The 13793-nt window shown below is 73.1% G+C and carries 15 protein-coding genes and 1 riboswitch; of the genes, 7 read left to right on the top strand and 8 right to left on the bottom strand.

Annotated elements, in window-relative coordinates; all coding sequences use genetic code 11:
* Positions 1 to 10 precede the first annotated feature (10 nt).
* A complete protein-coding gene (locus A2U95_RS31685) occupies positions 11 to 1237 on the bottom strand; it encodes an NAD(P)/FAD-dependent oxidoreductase (RefSeq protein WP_166029434.1) in 1227 nt (408 codons plus the stop codon).
* Positions 1238 to 1279: 42 nt separating this feature from the next.
* Positions 1280 to 1630: an avidin-fold protein gene (locus A2U95_RS31680; RefSeq protein ID WP_166029432.1), complete on the bottom strand. Its 351-nt coding sequence runs from the start codon at positions 1628 to 1630 to the stop codon at positions 1280 to 1282.
* Between the two features lie 49 nt (positions 1631 to 1679).
* Positions 1680 to 1791: riboswitch (TPP riboswitch) on the top strand.
* On the opposite strand from A2U95_RS31680, the gene thiO reads away from it, so the two are divergent.
* From thiO to A2U95_RS31645, 7 genes are all read left to right on the top strand, one after another.
* On the top strand, positions 1788 to 3068 hold the full coding sequence (gene thiO / locus A2U95_RS31675; protein ID WP_206283139.1) for a glycine oxidase ThiO: 1281 nt from the start codon (positions 1788 to 1790) through the stop codon (positions 3066 to 3068). Its footprint overlaps the riboswitch before it by 4 nt.
* A complete protein-coding gene (gene thiS, locus A2U95_RS31670; RefSeq protein WP_166029430.1) occupies positions 3065 to 3280 on the top strand; it encodes a sulfur carrier protein ThiS in 216 nt (71 codons plus the stop codon). The genes thiO and thiS overlap by 4 nt, the downstream gene beginning before the upstream one ends.
* Position 3281: 1 nt before the next feature.
* Complete coding sequence (locus A2U95_RS31665; protein WP_277351014.1) at positions 3282 to 4085, top strand: thiazole synthase; 804 nt, start codon at positions 3282 to 3284, stop codon at positions 4083 to 4085.
* A gap of 73 nt (positions 4086 to 4158) precedes the next feature.
* Positions 4159 to 6087, top strand: a complete 1929-nt coding sequence (gene pknB, locus A2U95_RS31660; RefSeq protein ID WP_166029428.1) for a Stk1 family PASTA domain-containing Ser/Thr kinase — start codon at positions 4159 to 4161, stop codon at positions 6085 to 6087.
* 122 nt (positions 6088 to 6209) lie between these two features.
* Complete coding sequence (locus tag A2U95_RS31655) at positions 6210 to 6467, top strand: type II toxin-antitoxin system Phd/YefM family antitoxin (RefSeq protein ID WP_166029425.1); 258 nt, start codon at positions 6210 to 6212, stop codon at positions 6465 to 6467.
* Entirely contained in the window at positions 6464 to 6892 is a 429-nt protein-coding gene (locus A2U95_RS31650) for a PIN domain-containing protein (protein WP_166029423.1), read from the top strand. Before A2U95_RS31655 ends, A2U95_RS31650 begins: the two co-directional genes overlap by 4 nt.
* A 71-nt stretch (positions 6893 to 6963) precedes the next feature.
* Entirely contained in the window at positions 6964 to 7233 is a 270-nt protein-coding gene (locus A2U95_RS31645) for a hypothetical protein (protein WP_166029421.1), read from the top strand.
* Positions 7234 to 7325: 92 nt separating this feature from the next.
* Here A2U95_RS31645 and A2U95_RS31640 read toward each other — a convergent pair whose 3' ends face one another.
* From A2U95_RS31640 to A2U95_RS31615, 6 genes are all read right to left on the bottom strand, one after another.
* Positions 7326 to 7559 (bottom strand): hypothetical protein, encoded by a 234-nt coding sequence (locus A2U95_RS31640; protein ID WP_166029419.1) that lies wholly within the window; start codon positions 7557 to 7559, stop codon positions 7326 to 7328.
* 239 nt (positions 7560 to 7798) lie between these two features.
* Positions 7799 to 9103 (bottom strand): hypothetical protein, encoded by a 1305-nt coding sequence (locus A2U95_RS31635; protein ID WP_166029417.1) that lies wholly within the window; start codon positions 9101 to 9103, stop codon positions 7799 to 7801.
* A gap of 2 nt (positions 9104 to 9105) precedes the next feature.
* Positions 9106 to 9390 (bottom strand): hypothetical protein, encoded by a 285-nt coding sequence (locus tag A2U95_RS31630; RefSeq protein WP_166029415.1) that lies wholly within the window; start codon positions 9388 to 9390, stop codon positions 9106 to 9108.
* Positions 9387 to 12131, bottom strand: coding sequence for an SUMF1/EgtB/PvdO family nonheme iron enzyme (locus tag A2U95_RS31625; RefSeq protein ID WP_166029413.1), 2745 nt, complete (start codon positions 12129 to 12131; stop codon positions 9387 to 9389). Before A2U95_RS31625 ends, A2U95_RS31630 begins: the two co-directional genes overlap by 4 nt.
* A complete protein-coding gene (locus A2U95_RS31620) occupies positions 12128 to 12940 on the bottom strand; it encodes a class I SAM-dependent methyltransferase (RefSeq protein WP_166029411.1) in 813 nt (270 codons plus the stop codon). Before A2U95_RS31620 ends, A2U95_RS31625 begins: the two co-directional genes overlap by 4 nt.
* A 111-nt stretch (positions 12941 to 13051) precedes the next feature.
* Positions 13052 to 13546, bottom strand: a complete 495-nt coding sequence (locus A2U95_RS31615; protein ID WP_166029409.1) for an ATP-binding protein — start codon at positions 13544 to 13546, stop codon at positions 13052 to 13054.
* Positions 13547 to 13793 lie beyond the last annotated feature (247 nt).

Here is a 13793-nt window from a genome sequence, read left to right as displayed (position 1 = left end):
CCGGCCGGACTCAGGCCGCGGCGGACTTCAGCGGGCGGGCGGGGTCGCGGACCAGGTCCGGGTCGACGTGCGCGCCGGACCCGATCAGGCGGCGGCCCTGCGCCAGGTCGCGGGGGCGGCCCACCGCCAGCAGCGCGACCAGCCGTCCCTCCCGCAGCCAGCACACGCTCCAGGCCGGGTCCCGCGGGCCGCCGCGCCACAGCAGCGTGTCCGCCGCCCCGTGGTGCCCCGCGTACTGCACGAACCGCCCGAACTGCTCGGACCAGAAGTACGGCACGGGGTCGTAGGGGGCCGCCGTCCCGCCGAGGATGCACTCGGCGACGGTCTGCGCGCCCTGGAGCGCGTTGTCCCAGTGGTGGATCAGCAGCCGTTCGCCGTAGCGGGCGGAGGGGAACGAGGCGCAGTCGCCGACCGCGTACACGTCCGGGACGGAGGCGCGCAGCCGCTCGTCGGCCAGCACCTCGCCCTGCGGCCCCAGCTCCACCGCGCCGGCCAGCCAGTCCGTGGCGGGCCGGGCGCCGATGCCGACGACCACGGCGTCGGCCTCCAGCCGCCGCCCGTCGGCCAGCACCACCGTGCCGGGCTCCACCCGCTCGACCCGTGCGCCGGTGTGCAGGGTGGCGCCGCTCTCGGCGTACCAGTCGCCCATCGGCCGGGCCACCTCCTCGGGCAGCGCCCCGGAGAGCGGCCGTCCGGCGGCCTCGACCACGGTCACCGCGCAGCCGGCCTCCCGCGCGGCGGTGGTGAACTCGGCGCCGATCCAGCCGGCCCCGACGACCACCACGGACTCCTTGCGCTCCAGGACGGGCCGCAGCCGCCGGGCGTCGTCGAGGGTGTGCAGCACGTGCACGCCCTCGGACCCCCCGGTGCCGGGCAGCCGGACGGGGCGGGCGCCGGTGGCGGCCACCAGCACGTCGTAGGCGACGGGCCCCTGACCGGTGTCGATCTCCTTGTCCGCGGTGCGCACCCCGGTGACCTCGTGGCCCAGCCGCAGGTCGATGCCGAGGCCGGTGAAGTCGACGTCGAAGGCGGCCTCACCCTCGGCTTCGGACCCGCCGAGCAGCACGCCCTTGGACAGCGGCGGCCGGTCGTACGGCGGATGCGGTTCCGCGCCGATCAGCGTCACCGTGCCGTCGAAGCCCTGCTCGCGCAGCGCCACCGCCGTCCGGACCCCGGCCATGCCGGCGCCGGCGATCACCACCCGCCGTCCGGCCCGCTCTCGCGTCTGCTCGCTCACGCCCTCGCTCACTCCCTCACCATAGACACCGGACCGCCGGACCTACGGACGGATCTCCTCCACGACACTGGTTCCGCTGCCCGGCCGGGACTCCCACTCCCAGGTCTCCTCCAGCCGGACGCGTCCGTCGGGCAGCCCGACGACCCGCGAGACGCAGTGCCCGGAGGCCGTCGCGCCGTCCCGGGTCAGCTGGACGTAGCGGAAGTCGAGGCGGTCGCCCTCACGGGTGCCGACCAGGTATCCGCGGGTGATGTCGCCGCCCTCGTAGGTGGCCCACACCTGGGTGCCGCTCTCGTGGTAGCGGAACCGGGTGGCGGAGCCGACCTGGCCGGGGGTCCGGGCGGTGTCGTCGGCGATCGGGGCCATCAGCAGGCCGTCGAGGGAGCGGGGCACGGGTGACTCTCTTTCAGCGTCGTGGGGGCGCGGGTTAGGGTGGCGACGGTAGAGCACCCGCGGGAGCCCGGACGCACCGGGCTGAGAGGGAGGCTGACGGCCTCCGACCGTACGAACCTGATCCGGGTCATTCCGGCGAAGGGAGGAGCTGGACGCCATGACGTCCGACGTACTGGTGGTGGGCGGCGGCATCATCGGCCTGGTGACCGCCTGGCGGGCCGCGCAGCGCGGTGCGGCCACCGCGGTGGTGGATCCGGACCCGGGCGGCGGGGCGGCCCGGGTGGCCGCCGGGATGCTGGCCGCGGTCACCGAACACCACCACGGCGAGCAGGAGTTGCTGGCCCTCAACCTGGAGTCGGCGCGCCGCTGGCCCGCGTTCGCCGAGGAGCTGGCCGGGGCGTCCGGCATGGACGTGGGCTACCGGGAGACGGGCACCCTGGCGGTCGCCCTGGACGCCGACGACCGGGCGGAGCTGCGCGAACTCGCCGTGCTGCACCGGCTGCACGGCCTGTCGTCCGAGTGGCTGACCGGCCGGGAGTGCCGCCGGCTGGAGCCGATGCTGGCGCCGGGCGTGCGGGGCGGGCTGCGGGTGGACGGCGACCACCAGGCCGATCCGCGCCTGCTGGCCGCCGCGCTGCTGCGGGCCTGCGAGCGGGCCGGGGTGGTGTTCCACCGGCGGCGCGCGGTGCGGCTGGAGGTCTCCGGCGGCCGGGCGGCCGGGGTGGTCCTGGAGGACGGCACCGCCCTGTCCGCCGGGCGCGTGGTGCTGGCCGCGGGAAGTCTCAGCGGTGCGCTGGACGGGCTGCCCGAGGAGGTCCGGCCGCCGGTGCGGCCGGTGAAGGGGCAGGTGCTGCGGCTGGCCGTGCCGCCGGTGTACGCGCCGTTCCTGTCACGGACGGTGCGGGCGGTGGTGCGCGGCGGTTCGGTGTACCTGGTGCCGCGGGAGAACGGCGAGCTGGTGGTGGGGGCGACCAGCGAGGAGCTGGGCTTCGACACCTCGGTCACCGCGGGCGGCGTCTGGACGCTGCTGCGGGACGCCCGTGAACTGCTGCCCGGCATCACCGAGCTGCCGTTGACCGAGACCCTGGCGGGGCTGCGTCCCGGCTCCCCCGACAACGCCCCGCTGCTCGGTCCCACCGCGCTGGACGGCCTGCTGCTGGCCACCGGCCACTACCGCAACGGGGTGCTGCTCACCCCGGTCACCGGCGACGTGATGGCCGAGGCGCTGGCCTCGGGAACGCTGCCCGAACGGGCCCGGGCCTTCGCGGCGGACCGTTTCGCCGCCCGGAGCCGGACCGCCCGCCCGGGAACGGCCGACACGGCGGTCGCCGGTGCGGCCGGCGGCGGTGCGGTCGACGCCGGTGCGACCGACGCCGGTGCGACCGGCAGCGGGACGGCGAACGCCGGAACGGCCGACGGCGAGGTGGTCGCCGCATGAGCGCCACGCCGATCACCGTCCGCGTCAACGGCACCCCCCGCGAGCTCGCCGGCGGGACCGCGCTGGACACCGTCGTCGCCCTGCTGACCCCGGCCCGGTCCGGGGTGGCCGCGGCGGTCAACGAGACGGTGGTGCCGCGCGACCGGTGGGCGGGCACCGTGCTCGCCGACGGGGACCGGATCGAGATCCTGACCGCCGTGCAGGGAGGCTGACGTGGAGCATCGGGAAGACGACGTGCTGGTGCTGGGCGACCTGAAGCTCACCTCCCGGCTGATCATGGGAACCGGCGGCGCGAGCGGGCTCGACGTGCTGGAACGCGCCCTGGTGGCCTCCGGCACCGAGCTGACCACGGTGGCGATGCGGCGGGTGGACCCCGCGAGCCACGGCTCGGTGCTCTCGGTCCTGCAGCGGCTGGGCATCCACGTGCTGCCCAACACGGCCGGCTGCTTCACCGCGGGCGAGGCGGTGCTGACCGCCCGGCTGGCCCGCGAGGCACTCGGCACCTCCCTGGTGAAGCTGGAGGTGGTCGCCGACGAGCGCACCCTGCTGCCGGACCCGGTGGAGCTGCTGGAGGCGGCCGAGACGCTGGTCGACGACGGGTTCACGGTGCTGCCGTACACCAGCGACGACCCGGTGCTGGCCCGGCGGCTGGAGGACGTGGGGTGCGCGGCGGTGATGCCGCTGGGCTCGCCGATCGGCTCCGGGATGGGCATCCGCAACCCGCACAACTTCGAGCTGATGGTGGAGGCCGCCGGCGTCCCGGTGATCCTGGACGCGGGCGCGGGCACCGCCTCCGACGTGAGCTTCGCCATGGAGCTGGGCTGCGCCGGTGTGATGCTCGCCTCGGCGGTGACCAGGGCGCGGGACCCGGAGCGGATGGCGCTGGCGATGCGCCACGGCGTGGAGGCGGGACGGCTGGCCCGCCTGGCCGGGCGGATTCCGCAGCGCCGGTTCGCGCACGCCTCCTCCCCCGCGGAGGGGCTGGCCGAGCTCGACCCGGAGCGCCCGGCGTTCTGAGGGGCGCGGGGCCCGGGGCCTCCGGGCCCGCCGGGCGGCTCCGGGCCCGTCGCGCCCCTCGTAGACTCGCCCCGTGGACACGACCCTTCAGGACCCGCTCCTCGGCCGCCTGCTCGACGGCCGCTACCGGGTCGACTCGCGGATCGCGGTCGGCGGCATGGCGACCGTCTACCGCGCGCTGGACACCCGCCTCGACCGCGTCCTCGCGCTCAAGGTGATGCACCCGTCGCTGGCGCAGGACGCCGGTTTCGTCGAGCGGTTCATCCGCGAGGCCAAGTCGGTGGCCCGGCTGGCGCACCCCAACGTGGTGCAGGTCTTCGACCAGGGGACCGACGGGGGGTACGTGTACCTGGCGATGGAGTACGTCGCCGGCTGCACCCTGCGCGACGTGCTGCGCGAGCGCGGGGCGCTGCAGCCCCGGGCCGCGCTGGACATCCTGGAGCCGGTGCTGGCCGCGCTGGGCGCCGCCCACCGGGCCGGGTTCGTGCACCGCGACATGAAGCCGGAGAACGTCCTGATAGGGGACGACGGCCGGGTGAAGGTCGCCGACTTCGGCCTGGTCAGGGCGGTGGACACGGTCACCGACAGCTCCGGCTCGGTGCTGGGCACGGTCTCCTACCTCGCCCCCGAGCAGATCGAGCGGGGCACCGTCGACCCCCGGGTGGACGTGTACGCCTGCGGCATCGTGCTCCACGAGATGCTGACCGGCGAGAAGCCGCACCGCGGCGACTCCCCCGCCCAGGTGCTCTTCCGGCACCTCAACGAGGACGTTCCGCCGCCCTCCGCGGTCGTGCCGGGGCTGGCGGGGCCGCTGGACGAGCTGGTCGCGGCGGCCGCCGCGCGCGCCGCCGCGGACCGTCCCGCCACGGCGGCGGAGCTGCTGGCCCAGGCGCAGGCGGTCCGCGCGGCGCTGACCGACGCCCAGCTGGACGCCGTGCCGCCGACGGCGCGCGCCGAGGGGCACGACCGCTCCGAGGACCGCACCTCGGTGATCTCCCGTCCCGTCGTGCGGCGGCCGCTGCCGGTCGACGGTGACGAGCCCACGGCGGTCGTCGACCGCACCACGCGGCTGGAGACGGGCGGCCTCGCCCGCCCCTCCTCCCGCCGGGGCGCCCTGGCGGGGCGGAGGCCGCTGGCGGTGCTGCTGGGGCTGCTGCTGGTGCTGGGCCTCGGCGGCGGTGTCTGGTACATCAACTCCGGACAGTTCACCGAGGTCCCGCCGGTGCTCGCCAAGACCGAGGCGCAGGCGCGGGACCGGCTGACGGACGCCGGGCTGGAGGTCGGCGACGTCTCCCGCCGCTTCAGCGACACGGTCGAGCGGGGCACGGTGATCTCCACCGACCCCGGTGCCGGGGAGCGGGTGCGCGGCGGGGGCGCGGTGTCGTTGGTGATCTCCTCCGGGCCCGAGGTGGTGAAGGTGCCCTCGCTGGAGGGCCGTCCGCTGGAGCAGGCGCGCAAGGCGCTGAAGGGCCAGGGGCTCGAGCCGGGCATGGTGACGCGCGCGTTCAGCGAGGACGTCCCCCGGGGCTCGGTGATCGGCACGGAGCCGGCGGCGGGCGCGGAGCGGCGCGCCGGCACGGCGGTGGCGCTGGTGGTCAGCAAGGGCGCGCCGGTGGACGTCCCGGACGTCACGGGCTCCGAGCCGGACGAGGCCCGCGCGGAGCTGGAGGCGGCCGGGCTGAAGGTCCGGATCGGCTCCGAGGAGGTCCACTCCTCGCACGAGCGCGGTCAGGTCGCCCGGCAGACCCCGGAGCCGGGGGGCCGCGCGGCTGAGGGCGACACGGTGACGCTCACCCTCTCCAAGGGACCCGAGATGGTCGAGGTCCCCGACGTCGTCGGGCAGAGCGTCGACGAGGCGACGGAGACCCTCGAGGCGGCAGGCTTCAAGGTCGACGAGGACCGCGGCCTCCTCGGCATCTTCCGCGACACCGTGAAGTCCCAGTCCCCCTCCGCGGGCGACAAGGCCCCCAAGGGCTCCACGATCACCCTCAAGATCCGCTAGCGGACGGCACGGCGGGCACCAGCAGGCGAGTGGCGGTCCAGCGCGTCCTGCACCGGGTACATCCGCGCCCCCTCACGCACGCTGTGCCGCACCGTGTACTACGCGGTACTACCCTGTACTACATGGAGACGACAGCCCGCGAATTCAACCAGAACGCCTCAAAGATCCTTGCCGCCGCGGAGCGGGGCGAGAGCATCACGGTGACCAAGAACGGGCGGCCCGTCGCCATACTGTCCCCGGTGTCCGGCAAGGACGCCCCTGTTTCCCCGTATCCGACGGACCCCATGGGCGAGGACCCCGATGCTCCGGTGTTCCACAGCGAGTCACCCGTGGACTGGTCAGCAGGGCGGGGCGACTACCTGGAAGGTTTCGGGGCGTGACCGTATTGATCGCCGACACGTCGGGACTGTTCGCGTACTACGACGGAACCGACGCGGAGCACCGGCGCTGCCGCGAGGCGGTGTCCTCCGCGCCCCATCTCGTGGTGACGCCACTGGTGCTGGCCGAGCTTGACTATCTGCTGACCACGAGGATCGGGCCCCGTGCCGCGTGCGACGCACTGGCCCACATCCGTGACCGCGTCGCTGTACGGCGATACGCCGTGCCCGAGATCGAACCGCACCTGTCCACCGCAGTAGTGACCATGCGCCGCTACCCGCAGATCGGCCTGACGGACACCATGAACGTCGTCATGGCTGCCGAGTACAGCACGGACACCATTCTGACCCTGGACCGCCGCCATTTCCGCGCCCTACGGCCGCTGTCGGGGCACACCTCGTTCCGGCTCTGGCCGGACGACCACTGAGCAACGCTCGAACCCGTACGGCGGCCCCGCAGCCTCCAAGACGATTGGTACCGGATCCGTACCATCACGGTGTGGCACTGAAGCACACGAGCGTCTACGCCGAGGACAGCGATCTGAAGCTGATCAAGGAGGCCGCCGCCCGGGTCGGGAAGTCCGAGGCCGAGATCATCCGTGAGGGCATCCACCGCATCGCCCTCGCCTACCGGGTACGGGAAGAACCGTTCGTCACCGACGAGGAGACCTACGATCTCGGCGGCCCCGTCACAGCCGAGGACATCCGCGACGCCGTGGTCCGAGGTCACGAGTCACGGGAAGGGCGTAATACGGAGGACCTGGCGTAATCGCCGTCGCCGACACCTCCGGCTTGCCGACACTCTTCAACCGCTCCGACCCGGCCCAGCTGGCGACCAGGAAGGCGGTCGACGAATGCGCTCTACTCGTCGGCGAACAGCTCTTCCTCACAGGCGGCGGTGATGGCGCGGTCGAACCAGCGCTGGAGGATGGTTCGGTCCGTGCAGGCCAGGATGCGCTCGCGGGTGGCGGGCCCGATCTGCAGCTTGCGCTGCTCCAGCAGGCGGAGGATCAGCTTGGCCTGGCCCTCCGCCTCACCCTTGAGATAGGCCTTCTCCACCATCGTGCCGCGCCCGGGGTAGAAGGTGACGGGCATGAGCCTCCTCCACTTTCACGCGCCGGGGTGTTCCCCAGGCTGATTTCCAGGAATTCGCCGAAGAACGTGCTCGCGTCTCCGCCGATGGCCTGGATGCCTCGGGCCACCGCCGTCCAGTATGGCGTCGACGTCAGGATGAGAGGCGTGTGCCAGGGCCGAGAACACGGTCATCGCTGGCTTCTCCATGACGCGATCCGCGGGCTTCTGAAAAGGACATCCCTCCGACGGGCCGGTGTCCTTCAGGACCCGCGCCTCGTCCCCGTGCCGTCGCCTCCCCGCAGTGACGCCAGCACGAGCCGCCCGTACCGCGTGGTCAGCGCCCCCGCCGTGGCCGCGACGGATACGCCGAGCGCGAGGAGCAGGTGCGCGAGCGACTTGTCGTCGAGCACCTGGAGGATGCCCAGGGCCGTGCCGAGCGGGAGGCCCAGGATGGTGAGGACGCCGAGGGCACCGCTGATCTGCTGGCTCTCGCGGGTCTGGACGAGCCGGCTGTAGTCGGCGGCCTCGGCGAGGATCTCGGCGAACCGCTCCGGCAGCCGGTGCTGCCGCTGGAAGGCCAGCAGCAGGTCGTTCGCCGGGCCGTGCGCGGTGAGGTGCTGCCGCCAGTACGTGCTGCGGAACACCGCGATGTTCCGCTCGAGCGCCGCGACCCGTCCCGCGAGGCCGCCGGCGTCGAAGACCTCGGAGAGCTGGTCCGTCAGCACGTCGATGTGGTCCCGCTGCAGCATCCCCAGCAGCAGGGCGTCGAGGTAGACCGTGCGGAAGTGCAGCGCCGCGAACCCGTAGAAGTCGCCGTCCCCGGTGTCGGCCCGGTGGCCCAGGAACGCGGCTCCCTGCCGCAGCACCAGCGCGCTCCAGTCGGCGGAGATCCGCACCACGTCCTGGAGCAGCTCGTCGGTGCACTCCGGCGGCACGGGGAAGTCCTCGGCCGTGGAGCGTGACGCGAGTTGCCACAGCCATTGGTCCGCCGACGCGGGCACCAGGCCGTCGGGGCCGGAGCGCAGGGCGGAGGAGTGGGCGGCGGTCGGCGACATGAAGGCGACCGGATACGGCCGCGCGATCGCGAACGGGGCGCTCTCGCCCGGCAGTTCGGCCGCGCTCTCCAGCAGCCTCGCCGGATCGAAGCGCCCGCTCAACGGATCGGGGTGGTCCCCGGGCCTGCCCGACAGCGCCCGCAGCACGGGCAGCAGCGGGTCCTCCACGGTGAAGTGGAGGATCGCCAGGCCCTGCTCCTCCCCGACCGCCGTCGACGCGCACAGCAGCTCCGCGCCCAGCAGCCGCATCCCGTCCTGCTTGACGTCCATCGGCCGGTGCCAGCGCCGGGGCCGGCCGGGAACCCCGTACAGGGCCCGTGCCGAGGCCGGCGTGAAGTACGTCGACCTGGTCGCCGTGTCCGTCCGCCGGCTGCCCAGCTCGAACGGGAACGGCCCTTCCGCCCAGTCCGGCGCGCCCGCCAACCGCACGGGGAGGACCACGGCCAGCTCCTGGCGGGCGCCCGGTGGGGCGTCGCGCAGCGGGAGCGGCGGGTGGTTCGCAGTGCTCATGCTCACCCGTAGTACTCGGCCGGGTCCGGCTGGTCCAGCCGGATGACGAACTCGGCCCGGTCAGGGCTTCGTGCGTCGACGTGGAAGCGCACCCGCTCCCCCGTGCGGATCGTCCGGAACCCCTCCGTCACGATCTGCCGGTAGTCGAAGCTGTAGTACCGCTCCTCCTCGTCGTCGAGGACTATGTACGAGCCCATGTTCCCGGTCGGTCCGCCGCCGCTGGGCCGCCGGTCGACGATGGTCCCGTACCGCGCCGGGCTGCCGCCGAAGTCGTCGACGTCGCTCACTTCCGGGTCACCTCCGCCTCGTCGTCCCTGCCGTCGTCCCCGTGGTCCCCGTGGTCCCCGTCGTCCGTCAGGTCCTGCACGCACCGGAAGCCGACCGCGTTGCTCGACCCTCGCTTGCGGTAGAGGCCCTTGCCGCTGGTCTGCGTGGCGCGCATCGGGTTGTCGTAGCTGCCACCGCAGATGACCGCCTCGCCGGGGTCGGAAAGGCTGGTGGACGTCCATTCCCAGCAGTTGCCCACCATGTCCGTGACGCCGAACGGCGACCGGTTCCCGGGCCGCGCACCGACCGGCGTCACCGAGGCCCGGCGCCCGGCGTCGCCCGCGAAGTCCCGGTACCAGGCCTGGTACGTCACGACCGGCTTGCCCACCCACGCGTCGGCGCAGTTGATCCTCGTGCCGTCGACCTCGTCGCCCCACGGGAACAGCCGGCCGTCACCGCCGCGGGCCGCGGCCTCCCACTCCAGGGAGGTCGGCAGCCGCTTCCCCTCGAACGCGGCGAAGGCGTACGCGCTCCACCAGCTGACGCAGGTGGCGGGGTGGTCGTCGTACCGCGAGCTCTCGTAGTAGTCCGGGTAACGCAGGCGTTCCGTCCACGGCCGGTGGGAGAACTCCGCCGGCTGGTCGGGATGGTCCCAGCGCGACGTCCCGTCCGGCTCCAGGGCCTCCAGGAACCGCCGGTACCGCGCCACGGTCACCGCGTACCGGTCGAACCGCACCGGGCGCTCCACCCGCCGGATCAGCAGCCGCTCGGCCGGACCGACCAGGTACGCCCCCGCCGGCAGCACGCAGTCGTCGGTCCCGGCGGACGCACCCGCGGAGACCTCCGCCAGGAAGGCCCGCACCTGCTCGGTGAGGAAGGCCCCTCCGGCGATGTCCACCGCCGCCTCCCGGTGCGCCGGATCGGCCAGGTACCGCGCCGCCAGCAGCTCCTGGTACGCCGTGTGCACGAACGCGACCTGTTCCGGTCCCGCGGCCCGCAGCAGGGGCGCGAGCACGCACGCGTCGAGGTCCAGCAGCCCGTCCCTGAACGCGCCCGGTCCCAGCCACCGGTGCAGGTCGAGCAGGGAGAACACCGTCCGGTCCTCCAGGAACGCCCGCCCGAACGCCTCCGGCAGCCGGTCCTCCAGCTCCGGCCGGCCGGCCTCCTCCAGCGTGCGCGCGATGTGCGTCCCGAGGACGCCCGCCAGCGACGTGCCCGGCTCCAGCTCGAGGGCCGACGTCAGACGCGTCTCCAGCGGAGTGGTGTCGGGTTCGGTGAGACGCACGACGTGGAAGTGCGGGACGCGCGCGGGGTCGACCCCGTTCGCGTACATCTGCTCGACCAGCTGCTCCGAACGGCCGGCGCCGCTGTCCAGGAGCTGCCGGATCTGGGGCGAGTCGGCGAGGAAGGCCACCCGCGAACTCATCACCACCGCCGACTCGGCGGACAACACCGCGGCGAGATCGCTGAACAGCCGCAGGAACCCGGCGGGACTGGCTTCCTCGACCCCCTCGTCCACGGCGTCCAGCACGCACAGCGCCATGCCCGACCGGATCAGGAAGAGGAAGAGGTCGTACGCGCGCGAACGCTCCGGCCCCATGGCGGGCGCCAGCAGCCTGGCCGCGTACTCCGGGAACGGCTCGTCCTTCGGCTTCAGCCCGAGGTCGAAGTAGAAGCGGAAACGACGCAGGCCCGGATCCAGCACCAGCGAGCGCAGCAGCGTGCTCTTGCCGCTTCCCGGACGGCCGGTGACCAGCACGTTCGCGCTGCCCTGGGCGAGCCGGACCAGCAGCTCCGCCGCGTCACCGGTCCGCTCCACGCCGGACTCCCCGGTGAGGGGGTCGGTCCGCAGCATCGCCGCGGGAACCGCCCTCCGGGACTCCACCGGGGCCAGGGCGGACGCCAGCGGAGCCAGGTGGGCGTCGATCTGCACGATGGTGTCGACGAAGCCGCCGTACGGCACGATCCGCACGTCGGTGCCGAGCAGCTGCCGCAGCGCCCGCGCTCCCGAACCGCCGCTGCCGTCGCTCTCGCCGCTCTTGTCGTCGCCGTGGCCGGGCTCGTCCACGTCCAGCACCACGAACCGGGTCAGCTTCGGCAGCCGCGTCTTCAGCAGCTCCCCGTCGCCCGAGGAGAGGACGGTGCGGAGGTCGTCCGCGTCCTGGGAGACCAGCAGCTCCACGTACTCCAGCCGGATCCCGGACTCCCGGCAGAACAGCTGGTACACGGTGTCGGCACTCAGCACGAACCGCTTGACCTGCCGGTAGCCGAGCGTCACGTACAGCCCGGCGAGGAACTCGCTCCGGCGCGCGACCTCCGGCGCCATCTGCGGCTCCCCGCCCAGGAGCGCCGCGCTGCCCGTGCTGGTGAACCACACCAGCACGTCCACCAGCCGGCGGACCGCGAGCAGGCCGTCCTCCTCGCTGATGTCGTACCCGTCGTGCGTCGACCGGTTGCGGAGCCGCCGGATGTCGTCCAGGGCGTTGAGGACGTTGCCGCTACGAATGTGCGGACGGCAGCCCTTGACCAGGTCGTTGAGCGCCTTCGACGACGGGTCGCCCGCGATGTCGTGGTGCCGCCACAGCTCCTTCAGCAGCTTCTCGGTCAGCTTCCCGACCAGGGCGACCGCGTTCTCCGGATACCCGTCGTGCAGCGACCGCAACGGCCGCTCGAGGTCCAGCCCTAACCGCTCGGCGAGCCGGGAGTGGTCGTCCAGTTCGGTCCGCAGCCGCCGCAGCCGCTCGTCGACGACAGTGCTCACGCCTGCGCCTCCCTCCGGTCGGCGTCACCCGCGGCCGTGCGCTCGTCCGGACGCCGCCCGACCACGAACGCGAACGTGTCCGGGAACACCAGCACCGGCTCGGGGTGCGCCGCCTTGATCTCCTCGACGCCCTTCTTGATCTCGGCGTCGCTGAAGGTGGAGAGGAGCGACATGTACCGGGCCCGCACCATCCCGAGATACCGCTCACGCTCGATCCGCAGTTCGTGCTCGACGAAGCGGAGCTCGGCCTCGAGACCCGCAGAACGCAGGTGTCCCACGATGCCGACCGGATCCGGCTGCAACTCCTCGAACCGGTCGAGCGCAGCCTGGAACAACGGGTACTTGATGGTCGCCGGCAGCATCACCACCAGCAGTCGCCCGCCCGGCGCCAGCCGCTCGGCCAGCCCTCGCAGCGTGCGGCCGGGATCGGCCAGGTGATGCACCGACTCCTTCAGCCACACTGCGTCGAGGCGCTCGTACGGAACCTCGACCCGGCCCTCGGCCACGTCCTCGGCGGAGGCGGCGAGAGGGATCAGCTCGGGCGGGGGCGGCGTACCCAGCCCGCGGAGCATCGCCTCCGACGGATCGACGCAGAGCACAGGCTGCCGCGGCTTGACCTGCCGTGCGACCTCCTTGGCGAACAGGCCCGTGCCGCAACCGATGTCGGCGATCCGGTCCTCGGGCCCGAGCTCCAGGGCCTCCGCGATCCGGGCCGACATCCAGGGCACGTACTCGGGCCCGTACACCCAGTGCTCGTCGTACTCGGCCGCAAGCTCGTCGTAGTGCCCCCGCACGTCGTGCTGTTCCACGATCCCCCTCGTCACACCCCGGCTGCCGGCGCCTGCCGCCTGAACCACCAGGCAGGCTACCGCCTCGCCACAGGGGCGGACAGGGTGAAATCCGCCTGCACCAGTCCCTGTTCACCTGTGCTCGATCGAGAGGACCTCAGCTGTGCCCATCGCCGGGGGAATCGGTCCAGGATCAAGGGCACACTCGGCCCACACCGTTTTACCCCCGGGCGGGTACGGCTCGACGCCCCAGCGGTCGGCAAGTGCGGCGACCAGAAGCAGGCCCCGGCCAGACTCAGCGTCCAGGTCCGCCTCGGCATCCGCGCACGGCTCCGGCAAGTGCTCTCCCTTGGCGTCTGTGACGGCGATCCGCAGCGTCCCGGCCACGGCATCCAAGGCCAGGGCGAGCCGGAAGTTCCGGCCCGTGACATGACCATGCAGCGCCGCATTGGCCGCGAACTCACCCACGATCAGCTCAGCCCGCTCGATGACGTCGGGCAACACCGGCCACACACGGAGCTGACCGACCGCGAGCAGACGCGCAAGCCGGGCTCCACGCCGCGTGGACGGCAGGAGTTGGGCGAACGTACATGCCCCAGGTGTGGCTGTGGTCTTGGTAGCGCTCATGCAGTCACGGTGATGGATGCACGCCGAGGTTCTCCAAAGCCGCACCGCGTACGCAGCGTTAGCGTACGGACACCTCCCGTGGACAGTACGGTGCCGGGTAAGCCACGCTGAATGCTGCCGGGTGAGGGCTGGGTGAACAGCGCGGGTACGGGACCGGAGGTGGCGCGGATGACTGAGCTTCTTCGAGGTGGGCCCCGATCAGGTGACCCCAGCCGAACGCAACGATCGAGGCCCCCAGGCTGTTGAT

Origin of the sequence: Streptomyces chilikensis, from assembly GCF_001642695.1 — a bacterium.
GTDB classification, from domain to species: Bacteria; Actinomycetota; Actinomycetes; order Streptomycetales; family Streptomycetaceae; genus Streptomyces; species Streptomyces chilikensis.
This window is presented reverse-complemented; position numbering and strand designations above follow the sequence as displayed.

Excerpts from the sequence above, each read along its gene's own strand:
- thiO (WP_206283139.1), top strand. The coding sequence starts at position 1,788 with ATGACGTCCGACGTACTGGTGGTGGGCGGCGGCATCATCGGCCTGGTG.
- thiS (WP_166029430.1), top strand. The coding sequence starts at position 3,065 with ATGAGCGCCACGCCGATCACCGTCCGCGTCAACGGCACCCCCCGCGAG.
- A2U95_RS31655 (WP_166029425.1), top strand. The coding sequence starts at position 6,210 with ATGGAGACGACAGCCCGCGAATTCAACCAGAACGCCTCAAAGATCCTT.
- A2U95_RS31640 (WP_166029419.1), bottom strand. The coding sequence starts at position 7,559 with ATGCCCGTCACCTTCTACCCCGGGCGCGGCACGATGGTGGAGAAGGCC.
- A2U95_RS31635 (WP_166029417.1), bottom strand. The coding sequence starts at position 9,103 with ATGAGCACTGCGAACCACCCGCCGCTCCCGCTGCGCGACGCCCCACCG.
- A2U95_RS31615 (WP_166029409.1), bottom strand. The coding sequence starts at position 13,546 with ATGAGCGCTACCAAGACCACAGCCACACCTGGGGCATGTACGTTCGCC.